The 24,620-nt window shown below is 69.7% G+C and carries 21 protein-coding genes; 10 read left to right on the top strand and 11 right to left on the bottom strand.

Annotated features, from left to right (window positions below):
• Positions 1-18: 18 nt before the first annotated feature.
• From ACWDNU_RS18865 to ACWDNU_RS18840, 6 genes are all read right to left on the bottom strand, one after another.
• Positions 19-924 carry a LysR family transcriptional regulator gene (locus ACWDNU_RS18865; RefSeq protein ID WP_449669802.1) on the bottom strand — a complete coding sequence of 302 codons (906 nt, stop codon included), beginning with the start codon at positions 922-924 and terminating at the stop codon, positions 19-21.
• 82 nt (positions 925-1,006) lie between these two features.
• Entirely contained in the window at positions 1,007-1,819 is an 813-nt protein-coding gene (locus tag ACWDNU_RS18860) for an SDR family NAD(P)-dependent oxidoreductase (protein ID WP_370936107.1), read from the bottom strand.
• Positions 1,820-1,823: 4 nt separating this feature from the next.
• Positions 1,824-2,651, bottom strand: a complete 828-nt coding sequence (locus tag ACWDNU_RS18855; RefSeq protein WP_449669801.1) for an alpha/beta fold hydrolase — start codon at positions 2,649-2,651, stop codon at positions 1,824-1,826.
• A 34-nt stretch (positions 2,652-2,685) separates the two neighbouring features.
• Positions 2,686-4,584: an NAD(P)-binding protein gene (locus tag ACWDNU_RS18850; RefSeq protein ID WP_449669800.1), complete on the bottom strand. Its 1,899-nt coding sequence runs from the start codon at positions 4,582-4,584 to the stop codon at positions 2,686-2,688.
• Positions 4,577-5,347, bottom strand: a complete 771-nt coding sequence (locus ACWDNU_RS18845; protein WP_449669799.1) for an alpha/beta fold hydrolase — start codon at positions 5,345-5,347, stop codon at positions 4,577-4,579. The genes ACWDNU_RS18850 and ACWDNU_RS18845 overlap by 8 nt, the downstream gene beginning before the upstream one ends.
• On the bottom strand, positions 5,344-6,216 hold the full coding sequence (locus tag ACWDNU_RS18840; RefSeq protein ID WP_370936103.1) for an ABC transporter ATP-binding protein: 873 nt from the start codon (positions 6,214-6,216) through the stop codon (positions 5,344-5,346). The genes ACWDNU_RS18845 and ACWDNU_RS18840 overlap by 4 nt, the downstream gene beginning before the upstream one ends.
• A 166-nt stretch (positions 6,217-6,382) precedes the next feature.
• Between ACWDNU_RS18840 and ACWDNU_RS18835 the strand changes: the two genes are divergently transcribed.
• Genes ACWDNU_RS18835 through ACWDNU_RS18825 form a run of 3 tightly spaced genes read left to right on the top strand, consistent with a single transcriptional unit; the run spans position 6,383 to position 8,720 of the window.
• Complete coding sequence (locus ACWDNU_RS18835) at positions 6,383-7,225, top strand: SDR family NAD(P)-dependent oxidoreductase (protein WP_449669798.1); 843 nt, start codon at positions 6,383-6,385, stop codon at positions 7,223-7,225.
• On the top strand, positions 7,222-8,049 hold the full coding sequence (locus ACWDNU_RS18830; protein ID WP_370936101.1) for an ABC transporter permease: 828 nt from the start codon (positions 7,222-7,224) through the stop codon (positions 8,047-8,049). The genes ACWDNU_RS18835 and ACWDNU_RS18830 overlap by 4 nt, the downstream gene beginning before the upstream one ends.
• The gene (locus ACWDNU_RS18825; RefSeq protein WP_449669797.1) at positions 8,046-8,720 is read left to right on the top strand and encodes an SDR family NAD(P)-dependent oxidoreductase; all 675 of its coding nucleotides are present in this window, start codon (positions 8,046-8,048) and stop codon (positions 8,718-8,720) included. Before ACWDNU_RS18830 ends, ACWDNU_RS18825 begins: the two co-directional genes overlap by 4 nt.
• A 56-nt stretch (positions 8,721-8,776) precedes the next feature.
• On the opposite strand, the gene ACWDNU_RS18820 is transcribed toward ACWDNU_RS18825, so the two are convergent.
• A complete protein-coding gene (locus ACWDNU_RS18820; RefSeq protein ID WP_449669796.1) occupies positions 8,777-10,021 on the bottom strand; it encodes a cytochrome P450 in 1,245 nt (414 codons plus the stop codon).
• 251 nt (positions 10,022-10,272) lie between these two features.
• Here ACWDNU_RS18820 and ACWDNU_RS18815 point away from each other — a divergent pair, with 251 nt between their 5' ends.
• The 7 genes from ACWDNU_RS18815 (at position 10,273) to ACWDNU_RS18785 (ending at position 18,127) form a co-directional block, all read left to right on the top strand.
• Positions 10,273-12,450 carry an acetate--CoA ligase family protein gene (locus tag ACWDNU_RS18815; protein ID WP_449669795.1) on the top strand — a complete coding sequence of 726 codons (2,178 nt, stop codon included), beginning with the start codon at positions 10,273-10,275 and terminating at the stop codon, positions 12,448-12,450.
• Complete coding sequence (locus ACWDNU_RS18810; protein ID WP_449669794.1) at positions 12,447-13,976, top strand: acyl-CoA carboxylase subunit beta; 1,530 nt, start codon at positions 12,447-12,449, stop codon at positions 13,974-13,976. Before ACWDNU_RS18815 ends, ACWDNU_RS18810 begins: the two co-directional genes overlap by 4 nt.
• 9 nt (positions 13,977-13,985) lie before the next feature.
• A complete protein-coding gene (locus tag ACWDNU_RS18805) occupies positions 13,986-15,359 on the top strand; it encodes an acetyl-CoA carboxylase biotin carboxylase subunit (protein WP_449669793.1) in 1,374 nt (457 codons plus the stop codon).
• Positions 15,360-15,363: 4 nt separating this feature from the next.
• Positions 15,364-15,585, top strand: coding sequence for a biotin/lipoyl-binding carrier protein (locus tag ACWDNU_RS18800; RefSeq protein WP_370936095.1), 222 nt, complete (start codon positions 15,364-15,366; stop codon positions 15,583-15,585).
• Between the two features lie 34 nt (positions 15,586-15,619).
• On the top strand, positions 15,620-15,814 hold the full coding sequence (locus tag ACWDNU_RS18795; protein ID WP_370936094.1) for a ferredoxin: 195 nt from the start codon (positions 15,620-15,622) through the stop codon (positions 15,812-15,814).
• 4 nt (positions 15,815-15,818) lie between these two features.
• Positions 15,819-16,976 carry an NAD(P)/FAD-dependent oxidoreductase gene (locus tag ACWDNU_RS18790; RefSeq protein ID WP_449669792.1) on the top strand — a complete coding sequence of 386 codons (1,158 nt, stop codon included), beginning with the start codon at positions 15,819-15,821 and terminating at the stop codon, positions 16,974-16,976.
• Between the two features lie 95 nt (positions 16,977-17,071).
• A complete protein-coding gene (locus tag ACWDNU_RS18785; protein WP_449669791.1) occupies positions 17,072-18,127 on the top strand; it encodes an ABC transporter substrate-binding protein in 1,056 nt (351 codons plus the stop codon).
• A 51-nt stretch (positions 18,128-18,178) separates the two neighbouring features.
• Here ACWDNU_RS18785 and pntB read toward each other — a convergent pair whose 3' ends face one another.
• The 4 genes from pntB to ACWDNU_RS18765 form a co-directional block, all read right to left on the bottom strand.
• A complete protein-coding gene (gene pntB, locus ACWDNU_RS18780; protein WP_449669790.1) occupies positions 18,179-19,597 on the bottom strand; it encodes a Re/Si-specific NAD(P)(+) transhydrogenase subunit beta in 1,419 nt (472 codons plus the stop codon).
• Positions 19,598-19,616: 19 nt separating this feature from the next.
• Positions 19,617-21,143 carry a Re/Si-specific NAD(P)(+) transhydrogenase subunit alpha gene (locus ACWDNU_RS18775; RefSeq protein ID WP_449669789.1) on the bottom strand — a complete coding sequence of 509 codons (1,527 nt, stop codon included), beginning with the start codon at positions 21,141-21,143 and terminating at the stop codon, positions 19,617-19,619.
• Between the two features lie 427 nt (positions 21,144-21,570).
• Positions 21,571-22,203, bottom strand: a complete 633-nt coding sequence (locus ACWDNU_RS18770; protein WP_449669788.1) for a TetR/AcrR family transcriptional regulator — start codon at positions 22,201-22,203, stop codon at positions 21,571-21,573.
• Between the two features lie 806 nt (positions 22,204-23,009).
• Positions 23,010-24,593, bottom strand: coding sequence for an alkaline phosphatase family protein (locus ACWDNU_RS18765; protein WP_449669837.1), 1,584 nt, complete (start codon positions 24,591-24,593; stop codon positions 23,010-23,012).
• Positions 24,594-24,620 lie beyond the last annotated feature (27 nt).

Raw genomic sequence — 24,620 nt, 5'->3', positions numbered from 1 at the left:
AAGTGAAGCAGCCCCCGGCTATCGCCCCGGCACGGTCTTGGAAGACCGGATCTGCCGCAGCAGGGTCTCGACGATCCGGCCGCGCAGCTCCCCGGTCCGCACGATCGCCGACAGCGTCGTCTGCGCCCACGGCTTGTTGATGGGGATCAGCGTGACCCCGTTTCCGCTGGTCGTCGAGGGCGCGAGGGTGTTCGCGATGGCGATCCCGACCCCGGCCCGCACCATCCGCTGCGCGGTCTCGGCGCCATCGGTCGTGTACACGATCCGCGCGTCGATGCCGCTGGTCAGCTCCTCGAACGCGCGGCGCAGGATGCTGCCCTCGCGGAAGAAGATCAGCGGCTCGCCGGACAGGTCGTCGAGGTCGAACGTCTCCGCGCGGGCCAGCGGATGGCTGTCGGGCACGCACAGCACCAGCCGGCCGGTCATCAGGTCGACGTAGTGCAGCCGCTCGTCGTCCGGCGGCTCGCCGGGCAGCGGGACGCGGGTGATCAGGCCGAGGTCGAACGTCCCGTCGAGCACGCCGTCGCGCACGATGTAGGTGCCGCCCTCGGTCACCTCGAACCGGATGTTCGGGTGCCCTTCGTGCATTTCGCGCACCAGATGCGGCAGCACGCGCATGCTGCCGATCGCGACGGTGCCCATGCTCACCGTGCCGATCTTGAGGCCGTCGATCGCGCTGGCCTCCTGCCGCAGCAGGTCCTCGGCCCGGATCGCGGACTTCACGTGCGGCAGGATCCGCTCCGCCGCGTCCGTCGGCCGCACGCCGTGCGCGCCGCGCATGACCAGCACGACGCCGAGGTCCTCTTCGAGCCGCTGCACCTGGTTGGTGATCGTCGGCTGGGACACGCCCAGTTCGTGCGCCGCCTGCCGGAAGGAACCGGTGCGCAGGGCCGCCTCGAGGTAGCGCAACTGCTCGAATCTCACGCTCGGCCCCTAGTCACGCCGGGCAGGCGGCGCCGCTGCCGCCTGTCTCCCGGCCATCGTATGGTCGAGCACCCCCGAACGCTCAGCGCGCGAGGGCGTCGAGGCCGGTCGCGTCGACCGCGCGCGCTCCGCCGTCGATCGCGAGCGTCGCGCCGGTGACGTAGCCCGCGGCTGGGGTCAGCAGGAACGCGATGGCCGCGGCGACCTCGTAGGGCTGGCCGAGCCGTCGCAGCATCGTCTTGCCGCTGAACTGCTCGATCATCGTGCGGGCGTGCGCGCCGGCGAGGAACCGGGGCGACAGGAACAATCCGGGCGCCACGGCGTTGACCCGGATGCCCTCCGGACCGTATTCGTCGGCCAGCTGCCGCACCCAGCCTTCGAGCGCCGCCTTCGCCGGGCCGTATCCCGCCGCGTAGCTCCCGGCGCGGCTGCCGTTGATGCTGGAGACGTACACGACCGCGGAATCCGGCCTGGCCAGCAGCGGCACCAGGTGCTGGGCGGCGAGGAACGCGTGCGTCAGGTTGACCCGGAAGTCCTTTTCCCACTCGGCGAGAGTGAAGTCCGGCAACGGTTTGCGCGTCATCTGGCCGATGACGTCCACGAACCCGTGCAACGGCGGCCCGGCGGCGTATTTGGCCAGCGAACGCGCACCGTCCTCGGTGGACACATCGGCGGCGAACCGGTCCGCGCCGAGTTCCGCAGCCAGTTTCTCCAGCGCGGCCTCGTCCACGTCGACCAGGAGCAGCTCCGCGCCGAGCGAGTCAAGGGTGCGGGCGACGTGCTCACCGATGCCGGCCGCGCCGCCCAGGACGGCGAAGCGCTTGCCGTCGAGCCGGAACAGCTTTTCGTGCCGGACGTCCGGGGCGGCGACGGCGTCGTGAGGATCGTCGAACACGGTTTCAGGCTCCGTTCACGAAGTCGGCGATGATCCGCCAAGTCTGCTCGGGATGGCTGATGTTCGGGGCGTGCCGGTGCGGCACCGGAGCCACGGTCACCGCCGGGGTGAGATCGGCCAGGTGTTTCACCCAGCCCCGTTCGACCAGCGGATCGCCCGCGCAGTCGAACAGCAGGACCGGCGTCGTGACGTCGGCGAACGGCGCCGGGTACGGATCGGCGGGCCGGGCGAATCGCAGCGGTTCCGGCGGAGTCGCGTGCGGGGCGAGCATTCCGGCGTAGTGCCCGGGCGTGGCCGCCCACCGCATGCGGGCGTCGATTTGGTCTTCGATGCCGGGATAGTCGTCGCACAACAGGCGCACCAGCCGGGTCATGTCCTCGCGGGTGCCGTCGTAGCCGGCCAGTTCGGCGCTCGTCGCGCTGCGCCACGGGCCGCCGGTGCCGCTGATCGAGGTGACTGAGGCGATCCGGCCGCGCAGCGCCGGGTCCAGCAGGGCACGCAACGCGATCGAACCGCCGAAGGAGTTGCCGACCAGGTGAACCGGACCGTCGATGCCGAGCTGGTCGAGCAGCGCGTAGACGTGGCGCAGCCGGAACCCGAACGGCGACTGGTCCAGCCGGACGGCCTTGGCCGAACCGCCGAAGCCGAGCAGATCCGGCGCGACGACGCGGTGCGTGCGGCCCGCCAGAGCGGTCACCGCACCCCACGTGACGTCCGAGGACGCGCCCCAGGCACCGTCGTGGAGGAAGACCACAGTGGACTCGTGGCCTTCTCCCCCGGCGAGATAACGGGTTTCGAGGTCGTTGACGACCGTCGTGTGTTCGGTGGTCACAGCGGAAACTGTCTCCTTAGGACGGACGGGTCGGTCACCGGAACTCGTACTGCTCGGGATCGACGGCCTGAGTGGCGCTGATGTAGCGGTGCGCGGACAGCGGCCACATGATGGTCGAGCGGCCTTCCGCGTTCTGGTACCAGCTGTGTGTCTTGGACCAGCCCCACACGCGCAGCGCGCTCGCCTCGCCGACCTCGTCGCGGTACTTGGCGAAAACGTCGCGGCGCAGCGAAAGCGAGGACTTGCCGGTGGACAGCAACTGCTCCACCGCGCTCAGCAAATACACCGACTGGCATTCGATGAACAGCACGAGATTGCCGTGCAGCAACAGGTTCGTGTTCGGGCCGTACATGCAGAACAGATTCGGGAAGTCCGGGACAGTCAGCCCGAGATACGCACAGGCGTCGACACCCCACGTCTCGTGCAGATCCGCCCCGCCGGCGCCGGTGACCTTCATCGGCATCAGGAAATCCGAGGCGTTGAAGCCGGTGCCGAAGACGATGATGTCCGCCGGAACGTAATGGCCGTCCTCGGTGTGGATCCCGCTGCCGTCCACGCGGGCGATGCGTTCGGTGACGAGTTCGACGTGCTCCTGTTTGAGCGTGGCGATCCAGGTCCCGTCGTCGCGGACGATCCGTTTCGCGCCCGGCGGATAGTCCGGGACGATTTTCGCGGCGAGGTCCGGCCGGTCCCGCACCTGGTTCAGCAGATAGTCGGTGAGCAGCTGCCGCAATTGTTCGTTGGCCGCCGACACTGCCTGCTCGGTGGGCGGATAAGCCGGGTCGACCGTCGCGGCGGCAAGCCGTCCGATCGCGCGCGGGAGGAAGATCGAGAACCGGTAATAGGCGCGGTACAACGGAATATCGCGCAACAGCGCCCGTTCCGGTGCCGAGATTTCCTGGCGCAGTTCCGGGGTCGGCTGCAAATACGGCGCGCTGCGCTGGAAAACCGTCAGGGACTCCGCTTCCCGGGCGATCGCCGGGGCCACCTGGACGCCGGTCGCGCCGGTCCCGATGATCGCCACGCGCTTCCCGGCGAGGTCGACGCTGTGGTCCCACTGCGCGGTGTGGAACACCGGGCCGTCGAAGGTGTCGAGGCCGTCGATGCGCGGGATCATCGGCCGGTTCAACTGGCCGACCGCGGACACGAGGACGGAGAATTCCTCGGTCCGCTCGGGTTCGTCCGGCCCGGTCGAAGCGACCGCCCAATGCTGCCGCTCGTCGTCCCAGGCCGCCGAAACGACTTCGGTGCCGAAGCGAATGTGGTCCAGCAGCCCGTTTTCCTCGGCGAACCCGCGCAGATAGGAATGGATGACGTCCTGGCGGCAGAAGTACGACGGCCAGTCGTGCGGGAAGAACGAATACGTGTAAATGTGGCTGTGCACGTCGATCCGGCAGTCCGGGTAGCTGTTCTCGTACCAGGTCCCGCCGACGTCGGCGTTCTTCTCGAAGATCGTGAAGTCCACCCCGGCCTGTTTCATCCGCAGCCCGGCCATCAGCCCGGACAGCCCCGCCCCGACGATCGCCACCCGCATCGGCCGCGCCGAGTCGAGGTCGTCCTTCGTCCACTTAGGAGCGCGCGGATCGGTGCCCGGCGGGACGAACGCGACGCGCAGCAGATCGGCGTCCTCCCCTGCGGAACGGTCGAGCGCCCAAGCCGCGATCGCTTCTAGAACCGCCTCGGACGGCGAACCCGGCCAGTCGGCGACGCTGGCCAGATACGGCTCCAGCGTCGCGAAGCAGAACTCCCGAGCCTCGGCATCCGTCGAGGCGTCGAGGCCGGTGGCGGGCAGCAGATCCGGGTTCGGCCGCCACTGCGGGCGCAGCACGGCCGGGTCGTCGGTCAGGTGCGCGACGAGCATCAGCAACGCGGGAGTCTCCGCGGCCCGCAGCCGGTCGCGCACCTCCTCCGGGGACAGCTGGACTTCAGACAACTCGGGCACCCTTCGGGGTCTCGGCGAGGAATTCGGTCAGCAGGGCGGCCACCGGCGCGGGGTGAGTGAACGCGGCCAGATGCCCGCCCGGCGCGAAGCGCAGCTGAGAGTGCGGGATCGACGCGTGCAGGTTCTCGAGCACCGGACGCGGCGTGCTGACGTCGTCCTCGCCGCCGATGACCAGCGTCGGCACCGACGGCGGCACCGAAAAGTCGCCGACGGCGGTCATGGCTTCGAGGTAAGCGGCGTGGATCTCGGGATCGCCGCTCAGGAACTGTTCCCGGGCTCGGGCACGCAGCGGGTCCGGGCGGTCGCCGAACCAACGCGTCATCGTCGGGTCGGCGAGCGCGGCCAGCCCGCCCGGCGCGCGGGCCGCCTCCGCGCGGTTGTGCGCGCCGGCCCGGGCAGCGTCGTCGTAACGGCCGGTGGTCGCGATGAGCACGGCAGCGTCGAGAAGGGCCGGATGCCGGTGCGCCAAGGCCTGCACGACCATCCCGCCGAGAGAAATGCCGACGGCGACGAACCGATCGATGCGCAGGTGCTGGGCGAGGAGCGCGAGGTCGTCAGCCAGCGCAGCCAAGGAAATCTCGTCCCCGCCGCTGTTTCCGTGGCCGCGAAGATCCGGGAGCACGCAACGGAAACTCTCGCCCAGTTCGGCAGCGAGCGGCTCGAACCACGAACCGTCGAGCGCCAGCGAATGCACCAGCACCACCGCTCGCGGGCCTTGGCCGACGACCCGACAGGACAGCCCGGAGCCGGTCATGCCCGTTCCTCCGCCTGGCGGCGTTCCTCGGCGGCCACGACTTCCTCGCGCAGCCGGGCGGACAGGGTTTCCAGGTGTTTCGCGAATTCCGGCGAGGACGTCCGCATCTCCTGCGTGCGCGGGCGCGGCAGGTCGATCCGCAGGTCGGCGACGATCCGGCCGGGCCGGGCGGCCATCAGCACGACGCGGTCGCTCAGCAGGATCGCCTCCTCCAGGTCGTGCGTCACGAACACGACGGTGGGTCGTTCGGCCTCCCAGAGCCGGACGAACTCCTGCTGCTGGTTCGCCCGGGTCTGCGCGTCGAGCGCGGCGAACGGCTCGTCCATCAGCACCACGCGCGGGCTTTGCACGAGAGTGCGCGCGATCGCCACGCGCTGCCGCATGCCTTGCGACAGGTGCAGCACGTCCGAATCGGCGAATTCCTCCAGCCGGACGCGGCGCAGCCATTCGTCCGCCCGCCGCCTGCGTTCCGCGGCCGGGACGCGGCGGACCTCCATGCCCAGTTCGACGTTGCGCCGCACCCGCCGCCACGGCAGCAGCGCGTCGCGCGCGAACATGAACGCGACGTCGTCCGACGTGCCGTCGACCGGTTCGCCGTCGAGCAGGACGCTCCCGGCGCGGGGCCGCTCCAGCCCGCCCGCCATGGACAGCGCCGTGGTCTTGCCGCAGCCGGACGGGCCGACGATGCTCACGAACTCCGACGCCGCGATCTCCAGGTCGAAATCCTCCAGGACGAGCACCGCGCGCTCGCCGTGGATGAAGTTGTGGCTGACGTGGCCGAAACTGATCGGCGCGCCCGCCCGGCCGGGGCGCTCGTCCTTGCGCCGCGCGGATTCCGGTCCCGGACGCACCATGCTGGTCTGCCTCATTGCAACTCCGCTTGGTCGAGAGAACCGTGATGCTCCGCGACCCCGGCTGCGGGTGTCAATACAAACTGCCGCCGCCGCGGGCTATCGCGCCGATAGCCCGCGAACCGTTGCCACGGCGGCGGCCGGTGGCGAGCCTGAGTCCGAACCGGACCTTCGGAGGAGTGCGATGACACCGGCCCAGCAAGAGGTTTCGCCGTTCGGCGGCGTGCAATTCGACTTTCACGGCCGGGTCGCGGTCGTCACCGGAGCCACCGGCGGGATCGGCGGCGCGATCGCAAGCCGGTTCGCCGAAGCAGGCGCGAACCTGGTGGTGCACGGGCGACGCGCGGACGTGCTCGACGACGTCGTGGCTCGTATCCGCGAACAGGGCCGTGATGCGGTCGCGGTCACCGGCAACATCCGCGACCCGCAGACCGCCGCCGAAATCGCCGCCGCGGCCGAAGAACGCTTCGGCCGGGTGGACATTCTGGTCAACAACGCGGGCGGCAACTTCGGCGCCCGGCTCGAAGAACTGTCGGTCAACGCCTGGAACGCGATGCTGGAAGCAAATCTCAGCGGAGCGTTCCACCTCGCGAAGGCTTGCTTCCCCGCGTTCCGACGCCAGGGTGGCGGCGCGGTGGTCAACGTCGGTTCGGCATCGGCCGGGCACGCGCATCCGCTGCGCGGACCGTACGCGGCAGCGAAAGCCGGTCTCGCGTCGCTCACCCGCACGATGGCGTGGGAATGGGCCGACGCGAACGTCCGCGTCAACTGCCTCGAACCCGGCGCGGTCGTCACTGCCGCCTCCCGGTTCGCGGACGGGGACGTCGAAGCCCGGGTCGCCCGGTTCGTCGCGATGAACCGGCTCGGATGCCCCGAGGACATCGCGTCGGTGTGCCTGTTCCTGTGCTCGGCGGGCGCGGCGTACCTGACCGGCCAGACCGTGACCGTGAACGGCGGCCCGCACACCGCCACCCCCGCCGACATCGACCTGGTGCGCGCCCCGCTCGACTTCCGGGAGGAACAATGAGCCAATCGATCGTCGCGGACTACTCGGCGATGGAACAGGCCGTCTTCGCCGAACGGCGCAAACGCCGCTCGCGGGTCTGGCTGCGGGTGTGGACGATCCGGATCGCCGTCGCGGTCGTGATCGTCGGCGGCTGGTACTTCGCCGCGCGCCAGGGCCTGGTCAACCCGCTGTTCGTGTCCTCGCCCGACGAGGTCGCGAAAGGACTCGTGACCCAGCTCGGCGAAGGCGCGTTCTGGACCGACGTGTCTGCCACCTTCAGCGGCGCGCTCGTCGGTCTGGCGGCGGGCGGACTGCTCGGCATCGTGACCGGGGTGGTGTTCTCGCGGTCGGAGGTCCTCGAACGCGCGGCGACGCCGTTCCTGACGCTCGCCAACAGCCTGCCCCGGCCCGCGCTCGCGCCGATCTTCATCCTGTGGTTCGGCCTCGGCTTCGCGCCGAAAGCGCTCGTCGCCGGCAGCGTCGTGTACTTCGTCCTGCTCACCTCGACGCTCGCCGCCCTGCGCGGAATCGACCACGACGTGCTGCAGCTGACCCGGTCGCTGTCGATGTCGCCGGTCCAGCGGTTCCTGAAGATCGAACTGCCGTCCGCGCTGCCGAGCATCGTGGGCGCGCTGCGCCTCGGCGCGGTGTACGCGGTGCTCGGCGCGGTGCTGTCGGAGATGGTCGGCGCGTACTACGGCCTCGGCCAGCGGCTCGTGGTGCTCACCGGCAACTTCAAGGTCGCCGAATCGTTCGCGGTGCTGCTGTTCATGGGGGTCATGTCGATGGTGCTCGATTACGCGATCAAGGGGCTGGAGCACCTGGTCGCGAGCCGGTCGCGGTGAGTGCGCCGCTGCTGGTCACCGGGGGTTCGGCCGGGATCGGCGCCCGGCTGGTCTCGTCGCTCGCGGCGGACCGGCCGGTCGTCGTCCTCGACCGGGCCGCGCCCGCCGCACCCGTGCCGGGCGTGCGCTACCTCGCCGCCGACATCACCGACCACGCCAGCCTGACCTGCCTCCCCACGCCGCTGGCGGGGCTCGTGCACTGCGCCGGGATCTGCCGCACCGGACCGTTCCTGGACATGCCCGCCCGCGACTGGGCCCGGGTCCTCGAAGTGAACCTCCACGGCACGCTCGCCGTCGTGCAAGCCTGCGCGCCGTCGATCACCGACGGCGGACGGATCGTGCTCTTCTCCTCCGGCACCGCGTTCAAAGGCCCGGCCGGATTGGCGGCCTACGCGGCCGCCAAGGCCGGAGTCATCGGCTTCGCCCGGTCCATGGCCGCCGAACTCGGCGAGCGCGGCATCACCGTGAACGTCATCGCCCCCGGACTGGTCGCCACCGGGTTGTCCGAAGACCTGCTGCCCGCCGAACCGGCCACCATCGCCGCCAGGGCGATCCAGCGCGCGTCCACTGTGGACGATTACGTCGAGCCGGTGCGCTTCCTGCTGTCCGCCGGAGCGGCCTTCGTAACCGGCCAAACCCTCGTGGTCGACGGCGGCGCGTACAAACACTAACCCGACACGAAAAGCCCGCTCCCCCGGCCAAAACCGAGGGAGCGGGCTTCCCGCGCTCACAACGTCACGTTCAATTCCTTCAAGCTGAAGAACGCCCGATCGTCCCGATAGGACAGATGCGTCACCTCCGGATCCACCAGCTTCATCGCCGGGAACCGCGCGAAGATCCGCGGCAGCACGACCCGCAGTTCCATCCTCGCCAGGTTCTGCCCGACGCACTGGTGCGGCCCGAAACTGAACGCCAGATGTTGCGGCCGCTCGACCGGGATTTCGAACTCCTCCCACGTCGTGCGCGCGTATTTGCTCTCGTCGTGGTTCGCCGACCAAATCGACGCGACCACGCCCTCGCCCTTGCGGAAGGTGTGCGAGCCGATCGTGATGTCCTCGGTCGCCGCGCGGCGCGGGCCCATCCTGGCCACCGAGTGCACGCGCAGCAGTTCCTCGATCGCGACGTCCCACGAGCGTTCGCCGGACCGCAGCAGCGCGAGCTGGTCCGGGCGGCGGAGCAGCGTGTAGATCGACAGGCCGATCATCCCGGCGGTCGTGTCGTGGCCGCCGATGATCAGGATCGTGATCAGCGCGGCGAGCTGGTCGCGGGTGATCCCGCCCGCTTCGTACTGCTCGCGGATGATGTGGCTGAGCAGGTCGTCGGCCGGGTTCGCCTCCTTCAGCGCCGCGTATTCCAGCCCGAGCGCGCGGAATTCCTCGACCGTCCGGTACATCTCCTCCTGCGACAGCGACAGCGTCGTCTGCCGCTCGGTCAGGTCGAAGAACCGCGGCGCGTCCTCGATCGGGATGCCCAGCATCTGCGTGATTACCGTGGTCGGGATGGCCAGCGCGAACTGCGACACCAGATCCGCCTGGCCGGAGCCGGCGGCGAGCGCGTCAAGGTGGCGGTCCACGATCTCCTCGACCTGCGGGCGGTAGCTCTCAACCGCGCGCGGCGTGAAGTACTTGACCACGCATCGGCGCAGCGTCGTGTGCAGCGGCGGATCCTGGCGGATCATGCTGTCGGCCACCAGCGGATGGTCCGAGCCGGGCAGGCCGCGCACCGGGAAGCCCGGCGTGTGCGGGTTCGCGCTGAACCGGGTGTCGGAGAGGATCGCCTTCACGTCGTCGAACCTCGTCGCGAGCCACGACGTCTTCCCGCCGCCGAGGTCTACCTCGCTGATCGGGCAACCCGACCGCAGGTCGCCGAAGTACGGCGGATCGTCCAGAGGCCGCTCCGGGGCCGGGTCCAGCGACAGCTCCCGCAGGTGCGGGCAGCCCTCCTGCGATACGGCGGTGGTGCGCTCTTCCACGGGATCTCCTTGCGGCTGAGGGGCAGGCGCGGCTTCCGGCCATCATCGCCGCGCGATCGCGCCCGCGGAAGGCGTCGCGCGCTGGCGCACCGATCGGGACCGGCTATCGCACCCGGGCAGGCGCGATAGCGATCCGCCATCACCGGTCCACGGTTCGCGGCATTCCCGGGACCCGTCGTGACCGGCCACACTCGCCGCACCACGAGCCGTGCTTCCGACCCGGCCGCCGGGCACCGACGAAGGGAAGACGCTTGACCGAGAACGCGACCCGGACCGCGATCGCCGGGCTGGCCGCCGCCGGCGCCCCGGTCGTCCCTGAGCCCGAAGCCAAGGATCTGCTGCGCGGTGCCGGAATCACCGTGCCGCGCGGCAACGCCCACGCCGATCCGCTGATCGCCGCGGAGGGCCTTGACGGAGACCTGGTCCTCAAAGCGGTGTCGCCGACGCTGGTGCACAAGTCCGACGCGGGCGGTGTCCGAATCGGACTCTCCCGCGCCGACCTGCCCGCCGAAGCCGCCGCGATGACCGCCGCGCTCGCCGCGCACGGCCACCGGATCGACCGGTTCCTGGTCGAGGAAAAGGCCGCTGCTGGACATGAGGTGATCGTGGGCGCGGTACGGACGCCCGGCGTCGGCTGGGTGGTGATGCTCGGCCTCGGCGGCATCTTCGTCGAGGTGTTCGCCGACGTCGCCTTCGGCATCGCCCCGCTGACCGCCGCGGACGTCCAGGCGATGCTGTCCGAGCTGAAGGGCGCGGCGCTGCTTCGCGGTGCACGTGGCGGAACCGCCGCCGACCTCGACGCGCTGGTGGACCTGGTCCTGCGGGTCAACGGCTTGCTCGGCTCGCTGCCGCCGGAGGTCGTCGAGGTCGATCTGAACCCGGTCATCGTCACCGCCGACCAGGCCGTCGCCGTCGATGCCCGGCTGATCCTGTCCGAAATGGACGAAACGTCCGCCGTTGAAGCTCGCCCCGCCCGCACCGACTTCGGACGCCTGTTCCGGCCACGCACGATCGCCGTGCTGGGCGCGAGCGCGACCGGCTCGAACCTCGCCAACCGGTACCTGACCGGCCTCCGGCGTTCCGGCTTCGACGGCACTGTCCTGCCGATCCACCCCTCCGCCACCGAGATCGAGGGCCTGCCCGCCTACGCGTCGCTGCGGGAAACCGGCCAGCCCGTCGACTACGCCTTCGTCGCCCTCCCCGCGAAGATCGTCCCCGACGCACTGGCCGCCGAACCCGGGACGCTCGCGTTCGCCCAGGTCGTCAGCAGCGGTTTCGGCGAGGTCTCCGAAGGCGTCGAACTAGAACGCGACCTCGTCGCCCGGATGTCCGCCCAGGGCACCCGGCTGCTCGGCCCGAACTGCCTCGGCATGCACAGTTCCGCCGCGCGGGTCAGCTTCATCCCGGAACCGCCGCTGTCCCCGGGCGGGATCGCGGTGGTGTCGCAGAGCGGCGGACTGAGCGTCGACATCCTCCGCCTCGGCGCGACGCGCGACCTCGCGTTCCACAGCGTCACCAGCATCGGCAATTCGTCCGATGTGGACGCCGCGGAACTGGTCGAGCACCTGCTGGCCGAACCGGACGTCGAGGTCGTCGGACTGTACCTGGAATCGCTCGCGGCAGGCCGGGAAGTCCTGGATCTGCTGGCCGGGCGCGGAATCAGCAAGCCGATCGTGCTGCTCGCCGGCGGCCGCACCGCGGCGGGCTCGCGCGCGGCGACCAGCCACACCGGCGCGCTCACCGGGAATCACCGGCTGTGGCCCGCGTTGTGCCGTCAAGCCGGGATCGCGCTGACCGACTCCCTGGAAGAATTCCTCGACGTACTGCTGGCTTTCGACACCGCCCGGCTGGACGGACCGCCGCCCGCCACGCGCGACGCGGTCCTGTTCGGCAACGGAGGCGGCGCGAGCGTGCTCGCGACGGATGCGTTGGCGCACTATGGATTCACGGTCCCGCCGTTGCCGGACCGCACCGTCGCGCAGATCGAAGCTCTCGGACTCCCGCCCGGCAACGGACTGGCAAACCCGATCGACACCCCGGCGGGCACGCTCGCGGTCGGCGGCGGAACGATCGCCGGAGACCTGCTGTCCCTCGTCCTGGAATCGGCCCCGCCCGCGGTCCTCATCACGCACCTGAACGTCGGCATCATCCAGCGAAATCTCGCGGACACCCACGGCGACGTCACCGGCACGATCATCCGCGGCATCGCCGACGCGCACGCCCGCGCCGGTGCTGGCACGCAGCAATTCCTCGTCCTCAAGGGCGACGGCCGCGCGGACATGGCCGACGCGATCGCCGCCTACGCCCGCCAAGCGCACCGGCTCGGCCTGCCCGTATTCGGCACCGTCGAGGAAGCCGGACGAGTCGCCCGCTCGCTGCTCGACTTCCAGCAACGCCGCGCCGCCGTCCGAACGAAAGGCCAGCCATGACCATCGACCACGAACTCCGCCACAAAGAACGGCGCGCGCACGCCCTCGGCATGGGCGGGGAACGCAAACTCGCCGCCCGGGCCGAACGCGGCGAACTGAACGCGCGCGAACGCGTCGCCCGGCTCTTCGACGAGAACTCCTTCCGCGAAACGGGACTCTTCGCCACGTCCAATGTGGATGCCGACCAGCACGCGACCCCCGCCGACGGCAAGGTCACCGGCACCGGTCGCGTCGACGGCCGCCGCGCCGGAGTCATCGCTTACGACTTCACTGTGAAGGGCGCGTCGTCCGGCGCGGTCAGCAACAAGAAAATGGGCCACCTCAAGGATCTCACCGCCCGCACCGGGATCCCGCTGGTCTACCTCGCCGAATCCACCGGCGTGCGGATGCCCGACGTCATGGGCGGCACTGGCCTCGGCAACGCCAACGACCGCACGCGGTTTCTCCGCCGCCGCACCAATCCGTGGGTGTCGGCCGCCTTCGGGTACTCGTTCGGCTCGGCCGCGTGGCACACGGTGAGTTCGGACTTCGCGGTGCTGCGCAAGGGCGCGGTCATGGCGGTGTCGAGCCCGCAGCTCGTGAGCCGCGCGACCGGTCAGCAGGTCGACGGCCAGGACCTCGGCGGCTGGAAACTCCATTCGGAGATCACCGGGTTCGCCGACGCGGTCGCCGACACCGACGAGGAAGCGATCGACCTGCTCCGCCGGTTCCTGAGCTACCTGCCCGCGCACAACCGCGAAGCGCCACCGGTCGCGCCGGTGCCCGCGGGCTCGGCCGGACGAGGCGCGCAACTGCACTCGATCGTCCCGCCGGAGCGCACGAAGGTCTACGACGTGCGCAAGGTCATCGAGGTCGTCGCGGACCTCGGCAGCGTGTTCCCGATCAAGGAACGCTACGGGAAGTCGCTGGTCACCTCGCTGTGCCGGATCAACGGCCACTCGGTCGGGATCATCGCGAACAACCCGATGTTCAAGGGCGGCGCGATCGACGCGGCGGCGTGCGCCAAGGCGACGAGCTTCATCGTGCTGTGCGATTCCTACAACATCCCGCTGGTGTTCCTGGTCGATCAGCCCGGCTTCCTCATCGGACTGGACGGGGAGCGGAGCGGCATCGTCGGCAAGGTCATCAACTGGATGAACGCCTTGTCGCTGGCGACCGTGCCGAAGGTGACGGTGATGCTGCGCAAGAACTACGGCCAGGGCTACGTGAACATGGGCGGCGCGTGGACGACCGACGCGATGGCCGCGTGGTGGACCGCCGAAGTCAGCTTCATGGACCCGCGCTCGGCGGTCGGCGTGGTGCACGGGATCGACCAGGCGACCGACCCGGAACTCTACGAACGCCGGCTGGCCGAAATGGCCAAGGATTCGACCGGGTACGACGTCGCCCGCGTGTACGGCGTGCAGGACGTCATCGATCCGGCCGACACCCGCGAGTTCATCCTCGGCGCGCTCGAAGACAACGCGCTGACCCGCACCGGCGGGGTCGGAGAACACCTCCTCAGCACCTGGCCCACGAGCTACTAGGAGGATCGGATGAACCAGCCCTTCCCCCGGCGGCTTCTCGTCGCCAACCGCGGCGAAATCGCCCGCCGGATCATCGCCACCGCGCGGCGGCTCGGCGTGGAAACTGTCGCCGTCCATCACCAGGTCGACGCCGGGCTTCCTGGCGTCGCCGAGGCCGATTTCGCTCGGGAAATCACCGGCGAACCGCCAGTCGCGGCTTACCTCGACATCGAGCAGATCGTCCGCGTGGCAACGGAAACCGGTGCCGACGCGGTCCACCCCGGTTACGGTTTCCTCGCCGAGAACGCCGACTTCGCCCGCGCTGTCGAAGCGGCCGGACTGATTTGGGTCGGCCCCTCCCCGGACGCCATCACCGCCATGGGCGACAAGGTCGAAGCACGCAATCGGGTCGCGGCGGCCGGAGTTCCAGTCAGCGGCGGCGCGGGGGCGGCGTTGTCCGATGTGGACGAAGCGGTCCGCGAGGCCGAACGGATCGGCTACCCGGTCATGGTCAAGGCTTCCGGCGGCGGAGGCGGCATCGGCATGACCATCGCCCGCGACGCCGATGCCGTGCGCAAGGAATTCGAGCGCACGCAAGCGATCGCGGCCCGCAGCTTCGGCTCCGACCGGGTGTTCCTCGAACGGTTCGTCGAATCAGCTCGGCACATCGAGGTCCAGGTGCTCGGGCTCGCCGACGGCACGATCCTCACCCTCGGCGAGCGCGACTGTTCGGTGCAGCGCCGCAACCAGAAACTGGTCGAGGAAGCACCCGCGATCGGCCTCGATCCCGCTGTGCGGCAACGGCTACACGACGCGGCGGTCAACGCGGCCAGCGCGGTCGGCTACCGCAACGCGGGCACGGTCGAGTTCTTAGTGGACGCTAGGACGCAGGAGTTCGTCTTCCTGGAGATGAACACCCGGATCCAGGTCGAGCACCCGGTGACCGAGCTGATCCACGGCATCGACCTGGTCGAGCAGCAGCTGAGCATTGCCGCGACCGGAACCGTCGCGCCCGGGTTCGCGCCGCGCCAGCACGGGCACGCGATCGAATTCCGGCTCTGCGCCGAGGATCCGGTCCGGTTCTTCCCGAGCCCCGGCCCCATCGAAGACTGGGAAGAACCGCACGGCGACGGCATCCGCGTCGATTCCGGCTACCGGGCCGGACTCGCGGTCACCCCGCATTTCGACTCGCTGATCGCCAAGATCTGCGTCTTCGGCGACAACCGCGAGGCCGCGCTCGAACGCGCGCGGGAAGCACTCGACGGATTCGCCGTCGGGCCGCTGCGCACCAATCTGCCGTTTCTGCGCGACCTGGTGGACCGGCCGGAATTCACCGGCGGCGGATACGACACCGGCATCGTCGCGGCCGTCACCAGCCGTCCCGCGGCGTCGACACGGAGGTAGCACTGTGCCCGAAACCATCAACGCCGACATGGGCGCCAGCGTCTGGAAAGTCCTGGTCGCCGCGGGCGACGCGGTCGAGCCCGACACCACGGTGGTGGTGCTCGAATCGATGAAAATGGAAATCCCGGTACTGGCCGAATACGCCGGATCGGTGACCGCCGTGCACGTCGCGGAGGGGGCGACGGTGCAGGCGGGCGATCCGCTCGTGGACATCGAAGAACCGTAAGGAAAACCCCACCATCGCAGGGAAAGGGCGGGCAATGAAGCTCACCGTGGACGCGGGCAAATGCTGTGGTTCCGGACAGTGTGTCCTGGCCGCGCCGGACTACTTCGACCAGGACGACGACGGCATCGTGGTCCTGCTGGCCGACGAGGCCGCCGACGACGCGGCCGGGGACGTCGAGGAGGCAGTGTTCTCCTGCCCCACCGCGGCCATCGAGATCGTCGGGCGCTGAGACCGTGCCCCCGATCCGCCGCGTCGTGATCGCCGGAGCCGGGCAGGGCGGCGTGCACACCGCCGCCTCCCTGCGCCGCCTCGGCTACGACGGCGACCTGACCCTCGTCAGCGCCGAGCCGTCGCTGCCATACCAACGGCCGCCGCTGTCGAAAACGTTCCTCCGGGACCCGGATCCGGCGCACATCGATTTCCACGACGCCGCGCATTATTCCGCTCTGGACACCCGACTCGTCCTCGGCGATCCGGTGATCACTGTGGACTGTCCGAACCAGACACTCAGCCTGCGCTCCGGCGAAACTGTGCCTTACGACCATCTCGTGCTGGCCACCGGCTCCCGGCCGCGCCGGATCACCGACCTGGCGCACCTGCGCAACGTCTTCCATCTGCACGACCGGGACTCCTCGGCAGCGTTGGGCGAACAACTGCGCGAAGGCCGGTCGATGCTGCTGGCAGGCGGCGGTTTCATCGGCTTGGAGATCGCGAGTGCCGCCGTCGAACTGGGGTGCGCGGTCACCATCGTGGAGCAACTGCCGTCGATCCTCGCGCACGCGGTCCCGACGCAGGTCAGCGACTTCCTGCTGGACCGGCACCGCGCCCGCGGCGTCCAGTTCCGGCTCGGCCGCTCCGTGGTCGCGTTCACGATCGACGGCGACCGGCTCGCCTCCGTGACCACGGATGACGGATCTGAGCTCGCCGCGGACGTCGTAGTCGTCGGCATCGGTTCGGCCCCGTGCACCGATTTGGCCGCACGCGCCGGGCTGAAAGCGGACGACGGCATCGTCGCCGACCCCCGGCTGCGCACCTCGGACCCGCACATCAGCGCCATCGGCGACTGCGTCCGGTTCCCCTTGGACGGCCGCCCGGTGCGGCTCACGTCCGTCCAGCACGCCATGGACTCGGCGCTGCACGTGGCCAAGCAGATCACCGGCCACGACGCCCCGTACCGCCCGGTGCCCTGGTTCTGGACCGACCAAGCCGGGGTGAAGGTGCAGATGGCCGGCGCACCCCGCGCCGAACACGACCGCACCGAACTCGCGCCGGGCCCCTCTGCCGAGGCGTTCGCTGTCCGGTCCTTCCTCGGCGACCGGTTCGTCGGCGGCGTGACGGTCGGGATGCCCCGCGAACACCTGGCCATGCGGCGCGAACTAGCCGCCCTCTGACCCGTCCGTCGCAGCCCCGCGTTGCCAGAGAAAGGAAAACCCCCGCCATGCGTTTCCCAGAATCGGCTCCCGCCAGCCGTCGCACCGTGCTCCGAATGGCCGGGGCTTCCCTGCTCGCCGCCGGCGCCGGCGGTCTGCTCGCCGCCTGCGGCGACGGCCCCTCGTCGGCCACCACCGGCGACGCCAAGGGCGCGGCCGCCCGGCCGACTCCGTTCCGCGTCGCCACCGCTCCCGGCGACAACTACTTCATCGACGCGGTCAACCTCGACCAGAAGCAGTTCGGCAAGTACAACCTCCAGGTCCCGAAGTTCCTGCACCCGTCCAGCGGCGTGCAGGGCATGCAGTTGCAGACGGCCGGGCAGATCGACGGGCAGATGCAGGACACGCTGCTCACGATGGCGACGTTCGCCAACTCGCGGCCGGGCGAGCGGCCGGTGATCATCGGGATGCGCATCCCGGAAACGACGTACTCGATCGTCGTCGGGAAGGGTTCCTGGCCGTCCGCCTCGGCGAGCTTCGCGGACAAAATGGCCGCGCTGAAAGGCAAAACGATCGGCGTCACCGCGATCGGCGCGGGCGCGGACAAGCAGCTGCGGCTCGCGCTGCGCCAAGGCGGCCTGTCCGACGGCGACGTCACCCCGCTCGCCGTCGGCCAGACCACGCCCGCGATCGCGCAGATGAACGCGGGCAAGATCGACGCGTACGTCGGCATCACCTTCGCCACCGCGCGGCTGATGGCCGAGCAGACCGGCGGCCGGGTCCTGATCGACTTCGCCGCGGCCGGAGTGCCGGACCTGTTGAGCAAACAGCAGGTCGACGTGCTCATCGCCCGCGAGGATTACGCGAAATCCCACGCGGACGCCTGCAAAGCCTGGCTGGCGGCGCAATGGGCGGCCAAGGACTGGATCCTGGCCAACCGGGACCAGGCCGCGGACCTGCTCAACACCGACAGCTTCGACGGGAAGGGCCTGGCCGTCTCGAAGCAGTACATCCAGCACTTCGCCGAGGTCGTCGTGCCGAAGCTGCAGCCGCAGTGGAAGGTGACGAAGGAGGCGATCGACCTGATGATCAAGGTCGCGGTCCAGACCGGTGCGGTGTCCGCCGGGCAGGTCGCCTACGAGACGGTGGTCGCGGACTTCGCCCGGGCCTGACTCCGTACGCGAAAGGGCGCCTTGAGGCAATTCCCTCAAGGCGCCCTTTCGTCACAGTGCGGAGAGGATGTCGCTGACCCGGTCCTTGGCGTCGCCGAAGAGCATCGCCGAGTTCTCCCGGAAGAACAGCGGGTTCTGCACACCCGCGTAGCCGGAAGCCATGGAACGCTTGAAAACGATCACGTTCTCGGCTTCCCACACGGTGAGGACCGGCATGCCCGCGATCGGGCTGCCCGGGTCCTCGGCCGCGGCCGGGTTCACGGTGTCGTTCGCGCCGATCACCAGCACCACGTCGGTGTCGGAGAAATCGTCGTTGATCTCGTCCAGTTCCAGCACGATGTCGTACGGGACCTTGGCTTCGGCGAGGAGGACGTTCATGTGTCCGGGCAGGCGTCCGGCGACGGGGTGGATGCCGAAGCGGACCTCGATGCCCTTGTCGCGCAGTTTCCGCGTCAGCTCCGCGACCCCGTACTGGGCTTGTGCGACCGCCATTCCGTAGCCCGGGGTGATGATCACCCGCGACGCTCCGGTGAGCAGTTCCGCCGCGCCTTCCGCGGTGATTTCCCGGTGCTCGCCGTAATCCTTGTCCCCGCTCGGTCCGGCCTCGATGCCGAAACCGCCCGCGATCACGGAGATGAACGACCGGTTCATCGCCTTGCACATGATGTAGGACAGGTACGCACCGGAGGAACCGACCAGGGCGCCGGTGATGATCAGCAGGTCGTTTTCCAGCAGGAACCCCGACGCCGCCGCGGCCCAGCCGGAATAGCTGTTCAGCATCGACACGACCACCGGCATGTCGCCGCCGCCGATGGAGGCGACCAGATGCCACCCGAGCGCCAGGGCCAGGACAGTGACCACGACCAGCAGCCACAACGCCGGGCTGACGACGAACCAGGCGGTGAACGCCACGAACAACACCAGCGCACCGAGGTTCAGGAAGTTCTTGCCCGGCAGCATCAACGGCGCGGACTTCATCTTCGCCGACAGCTTCAGGTTCGCCACGATCGACCCGGTGAACGTCACCGCCCCGATGAACACGCCGATGAACACCTCGGCGTGGTGAATCCCCAACGTCCCCAACGCTTCCAGATGCCGCGATTCAGCGCCGGAAGGGTCGCATTCCACCTGGAGATACCCGTTCCAGCCCACCAGAACGGCGGCGAGACCGACGAACGAATGCAGCAGGGCGATCAGCTCGGGCATCCCGGTCATCTCGACCACCGCCGCCCGGCGCAGCCCGATTCCGGCGCCGATCACCATCGCGATGATCATCAACGCGATGGAAGTGCCGGTGATTTCCCCGGACACCGCTTGGGCGATGGTCGCGATCAGCGCGACGATCATCCCGGCGATGCCGAAATAGTTTCCGACTCGCGCGGTTTCGTGCCGGGAAAGCCCGGCCAGCGCGAGAATGAACAACAGCCCGGCCACGATGTAGGCGGCCTGGCTCGCAGTGTGCACAGTCATCTGAAGAAGGCCTCTCGGGTCAGCTGCGGGAGAACATGGCGAGCATCCGGCGCGTTACCGCGAAGCCGCCGAAAATGTTGATCGTCGCCAGCAATGTCGCCACCGCCGCCAGCACGACGACCACCGTGTTTCCGCTGACCAGATTCAGCAGAGCGCCCACGACGATGATCCCGGAAATCGCGTTCGTCACCGACATCAACGGCGTGTGCAGCGCGTGATGCACGTGCCCGATCACGTAATACCCGATCACGATCGCCAGCGCGAACACCGTCAGATGCGGCAGCAACGCCGCCGGGGCCAGCGCCGCCAGCAGCAGGAACACCGCCGCCACGCCCAAAACGAGCCCGAGCCGTCGGCCCGAGGACATCGGCTCCTTCTTCGGCTCTTCCTTCTTCTCCGGCGCCGCCGCGGGTTTCTGCGGAGCAGCCGAGACTTGCACCGGCGGTGGCGGCCACGTCAGCTCGCCGTTCTTCACCACCGTGATCGACCGGACCACCACGTCCTCGAAGTCCACGACCAGTTGGCCGTCCTTCTCCGGCGTCATCAGCTTCATCAGGTTGACCAGGTTGGTTCCGTAGAGCTGCGACGCCTGCGCCGGAAGCCGGCCCGCGAGGTCGGTGTAGCCGAGAATCGTCACCCCGTTGTCGGTGACGACTTTTTCGCCCGCGACCGAACCCTCGACGTTCCCGCCGTTCGCCGCGGCCATGTCCACAATGACCGAACCGGCCTTCATCGACGCCACCATCTCGCCGGTGATGATCCGCGGCGCCGGACGGCCCGGGATCAACGCCGTCGTCACAATGATGTCCACCTCGCGGCACTGCGCTGCGTAGAGTTCTTTCTCGCGGGCCTTGTAGTCGTCGCCCATTTCCTTGGCGTAACCCGTCGCGGAGACTTCAGCGTTCGGGTCCTCGATGGACAGATACTCCCCGCCGAGGCTCTTCACCTGGTCCGCGACCTCCGGGCGCGGGTCCGTCGCCCGCACGATCGCCCCGAGGCTGCCCGCCGCGCCGATCGCCGCCAGCCCGGCGACACCGGCGCCTACGACCAGGACCTTCGCCGGGTTCACCTTCCCCGCCGCGGTCACCTGTCCGGTGAAGAACCGCCCGAACGTGTGCGCCGCCTCCACTACCGCGCGGTACCCCGCGATGTTCGCCATCGAGGACAGCACGTCCAGCGACTGCGCCCGGCTGATCCGCGGCACCGCGTCCATCGCCAAGGCCGTGATCGGCCGCTTCGCCAGATCCTCCACCAGCTCCGGCTTCAACGCAGGGGCCAGCAGGCTCACCACCGTCGCGCCCGGCTTCACCGCGTCCAACTGCTCGGAAGAGGGAGCGTTCACCCCGAACACGACGTCCGCGTCCGCGATCGACCCGGACGTCGCGCCCGCGTCCGCATAGGCCTCGTCGAAGAACCCCGACGCCAGCCCCGCCCCTGGCTCCACCGTCACGTCATAGCCCAGCCCGCGCAGCTTGCCCACCGTCTCCGGAGTCGCCGCGACGCGCGTCTCCCCCGGTTGTGCCTCCTTGAGCACCCCGATCAGCATGCTGTCTCCTTCCCGCTCGTTCGCGGAAGATCCGCCGGCCGGGCCTGACGGCGTTTTGGGTCGCCACCTGGTCCGACTTCGCCCGCTTCAGGTACAGATGCGCTGGATACTCCCATGCCGTCCAGCCTCCGGCAGCCAACCGGAGGCCCTTTTTCGACGGCAAGTGCGACGAGATCACAGTCATAGCCCTGGGCTATCGCAACACCCGCCGGCCGAGCCGCTCCCCCGCGCCGCGGGAACCTCCGGACGCGGCCGAGCCGGAAACCGCCGACTACCCGCTTGAACCGCGCGCCGCCCGCCACGCCGGTTCCCGCCTTCGCCGCCCGCCGCCGCGTCCCCGCCGGGATCGCGGAATCGATCGCCTGATCGATCACGACGTCCACAGTGATGTCCGCCACTTGACAACCGCCGTTTCCGGCTCGGCGACTCAACGGCGCAACCCGCTGCTCCGCTCGGAGCCGGCTGCCGCGTACCGGGTCAGCATGGCCACCAGCTCGTCCTCGAACACGGGAAGATCGAGCGGCTCCGGCCCGGCGATCATCTTGTGCACGAGCAGTTCCACCGTGTGCACGATGATCCGCGCCGCCATGTCCACATTGGACACTTCCGGCCCGAGCAGACCGCGCACGTACGCGACTCGCTCCTCCTCGTACCGCGCGACCTGCTCCAGCAACTCCGCTGAGCGCGGGGCTTGTTCGGCCAGCACGCGCAACAGCTGCGGATCGTCGAGGTGATTCCGGATCGCGACGCGCACGAGTTCGCGGAGCGCACCGTCCAGCGAGTCCGGCGGCCCGGCGGTTTCCCGGTGGCGGCGCAGGGTTTCCGCGCCGGCGTCGAGATGCTGAGATGCCAACGCGACGAGGATGGCATCTTTGTTCGGGTAGTACCGATACAGCGCCCCGATCGACACCCGCGCCCGCTCCGCAATGCGGTTCGTGGTGCCCGCGGCGTAGCCCATCTCAGTGAAAACCCGCGCGGCTGCGGCGAGGATCCGCTTGCGGGTCAACTCGCCGCGCACCTGCCGCGGCTCCTTGCGCGGTTGCAGGCGCTTTCCGGGCATCTCCGCGGCCTCCTCCGGGGGTGAGCTTTTGCTCATAATAGGCCGGTGAGCAGGGCTGATGCCGGGATTGGCGCGGTTCCCGAGGGATGGGACGGCTCGTGGGCGGATTGCGGCTGTCTCGCGTTGCTGCCGCGTCCGGCTGAGTTACGGCTTCCCTGCGCCGACGAGGGCCGGACTCCTCGCGCGGACTCGGATCCGCCGGGTGGCTCGCCGCGCACGCGAATACCCGCCGCATGGACAAATCGGCCAGATTCCGCCTCACGCCTCACGCGTCACGGCTCACGGCTCACGGCTCACGGCTCACGGCTCACGGCTCACGGCCCAGATGAATCCACGGACGGGTCCGGCTGCCCAGCCCACTCGAGCGACACGTTCCGGCAAACCAGGCCCGCCTCCCCCAGTCGGGCAGACCTTCCGACGCATCCGGCCGCTTCGCCCGCCTCGCCCACCCCGGCTCCTCCAGCCGCTTCGCCCACCTCGCCGAGCAAACCCCGGCACCTCCAGCCACTTCGCCCACCTCGCCGAATCGCCACTCCGCACCAATCTCGGCCCGCCTCTCGGCGTGAGGTCGCATCGCCGCCCCCGCCCTCGGCCCGCCCCTCGAAATGAGGTCGCATCGCCGCCCCCGCCCTCGGCCCGCCTCTCGGCGTGAGGTCGCATCGCCACCCCCACCGCCCTCGGCCCGTGCCTCGGCATGAGGTCGCATCGCCACCCCCACCGCCCTCGGCCCGTGCCTCGACATGAGGTCGTATCGCCACCCCGCCAACCCCGGCCCGGCCCGGAGCGAGAGGCGGGCCGAGGTCCGGTCAGCGCCCGAGGCCGGGCAGTGGGGCCGTTCCTTCCTCGCGCACCGCGTCCAGCGCGCGCGGGTCCAGGTTCAGCAGCCGCAGGATCGTCGGCGCGATCTGGGTCGTCTCGACCGCCGCCGGGATCCGCACCCCGTGCCCGCCGCTGACCACCAGCGGAACCGCGCGGTCGTCGGCAGCCGCGCCGCCGTGTTCGGCGATTTTCGAGTGGCCGCCGGTGTACACGACGCCGTGCTGGGCGATGCCGACCAGGTCCGGCACCCTCGGGTCGCCCGGGCGCACCTGGAAGTAGCGGGCGGCGTCGGCTCCGGCGTAGGCGGTCGTCAGGCCCGCGTGTGTGAACGGTTTCGGCGCGCCGGTGCTGTCGTTTCCGGTGCCGGACTGGGCCAGCAGGTACTGCCGGGCGAACGCCGCCGCCGACGGCGAGTGGTCGGTGAACCACAGCAGCATCGCGTCGTCGTCGGTCGACTGGGCGACCAGGTCAGGCGCGCCGGGATGCGCGGCCCGCCAAGCGGAGTTCAGACCGGCGAGCAGCGGCGCGTCGTCGATGCGAGTCAGCGCGTTCGGGTCGATCGGCGACTGGCCGTGTTTCGCGGAGAGGATCACGGTCGTCGAGCGGTCGAGGTGCCGGTTCCGCAGTTCCGCGGTGAACGCGCCGACCTGCCGGTCGACGAAGTCCAAAGCGGACTGCAGCACCGGGCCCGGGGTTCCGTCCGGCCGGTATCCGCCGGGCTGGCCGCCGGAAAGCGGGAGCTTCTGCGCGGTCGAGACGGACTGGAAGTTCATGCCGAACACCCCGGGCGTACCGGCGCGGGTCTGTCCACTGTGGTCGAAGCCGTCGATCTCGTTCAGGACGGCTTTGGCTTTGTAGCCGTCATAACGCTGGGTCGCGGAGTTGTCCTTCGTCCAGTCGCTGGAACCGGGAGCCTTGCTGTTGATCTCCGGAGTGAACAGGTCGTCGATGCCGCTGCCCGACGGGCCGTTGAGCATTTCGTACGCCGGATGCTTGTCCGACCAAGCGGTGCGCAGCCCGGCCTGCCGCGCGACCTCGAACACGGTGTTCACCCGCAGATATTGGTGCGGGTAAACGGGTTTGCACGTCTTCGGGTCGACGGGCAACGCGGCCGGGTTGATCAGCGAACGCGGGTTGCCGGTCATCGCGAGCACGCCGTCGGGCAGGTTCGGCAGGCCTTGTCCGGCGTCGATGGCGCCTTGGTCGCGGTCCAAGTCCTCGGTGTAGTCCACTGTGGACCCGGGTTTGACACCGGCACAGGACGTCGTGCCCGCCGGGAGCAAATCCCGGTTGTAGGTGGCGTCGTAGTAGATCCCGGTGCTCGCGGGGTTGCCGCCGGTCGCCTGCGCGACCATGCCGGGGAACGAATCCGACGGCACCGGCGTGTTCGCGTGCGCGTATTCGGTGCCGTGCACCGCGAGCGCGGCCAGCGCGGACCCGGGGTGGGTGCGCGTGTACCAGTCCAGGTCAGACTGGTGGAGACCGTCGACCGAAAGCAGCAGCACATGCTCGGTGCGCACCGGCGCGGCCAGCGCGGGCACGGCCGCCGCGACAGTACCGGCCGCGGCCATCGCCGCCACGGCACGCCAACGAATTCT

This window comes from Amycolatopsis sp. NPDC003676 (assembly GCF_053587275.1).
This window is presented reverse-complemented; position numbering and strand designations above follow the sequence as displayed.

Coding starts and splice junctions, on each gene's coding strand:
- ACWDNU_RS18845 (WP_449669799.1), bottom strand. CDS start 5,347: ATGACCGGCTCCGGGCTGTCCTGTCGGGTCGTCGGCCAAGGCCCGCGA.
- ACWDNU_RS18840 (WP_370936103.1), bottom strand. CDS start 6,216: ATGAGGCAGACCAGCATGGTGCGTCCGGGACCGGAATCCGCGCGGCGC.
- ACWDNU_RS18835 (WP_449669798.1), top strand. CDS start 6,383: ATGACACCGGCCCAGCAAGAGGTTTCGCCGTTCGGCGGCGTGCAATTC.
- ACWDNU_RS18830 (WP_370936101.1), top strand. CDS start 7,222: ATGAGCCAATCGATCGTCGCGGACTACTCGGCGATGGAACAGGCCGTC.
- ACWDNU_RS18810 (WP_449669794.1), top strand. CDS start 12,447: ATGACCATCGACCACGAACTCCGCCACAAAGAACGGCGCGCGCACGCC.
- ACWDNU_RS18805 (WP_449669793.1), top strand. CDS start 13,986: ATGAACCAGCCCTTCCCCCGGCGGCTTCTCGTCGCCAACCGCGGCGAA.
- ACWDNU_RS18795 (WP_370936094.1), top strand. CDS start 15,620: ATGAAGCTCACCGTGGACGCGGGCAAATGCTGTGGTTCCGGACAGTGT.
- ACWDNU_RS18785 (WP_449669791.1), top strand. CDS start 17,072: ATGGCCGGGGCTTCCCTGCTCGCCGCCGGCGCCGGCGGTCTGCTCGCC.
- pntB (WP_449669790.1), bottom strand. CDS start 19,597: ATGACTGTGCACACTGCGAGCCAGGCCGCCTACATCGTGGCCGGGCTG.
- ACWDNU_RS18775 (WP_449669789.1), bottom strand. CDS start 21,143: ATGCTGATCGGGGTGCTCAAGGAGGCACAACCGGGGGAGACGCGCGTC.
- ACWDNU_RS18770 (WP_449669788.1), bottom strand. CDS start 22,203: ATGCCCGGAAAGCGCCTGCAACCGCGCAAGGAGCCGCGGCAGGTGCGC.
- ACWDNU_RS18765 (WP_449669837.1), bottom strand. CDS start 24,593: ATGGCCGCGGCCGGTACTGTCGCGGCGGCCGTGCCCGCGCTGGCCGCG.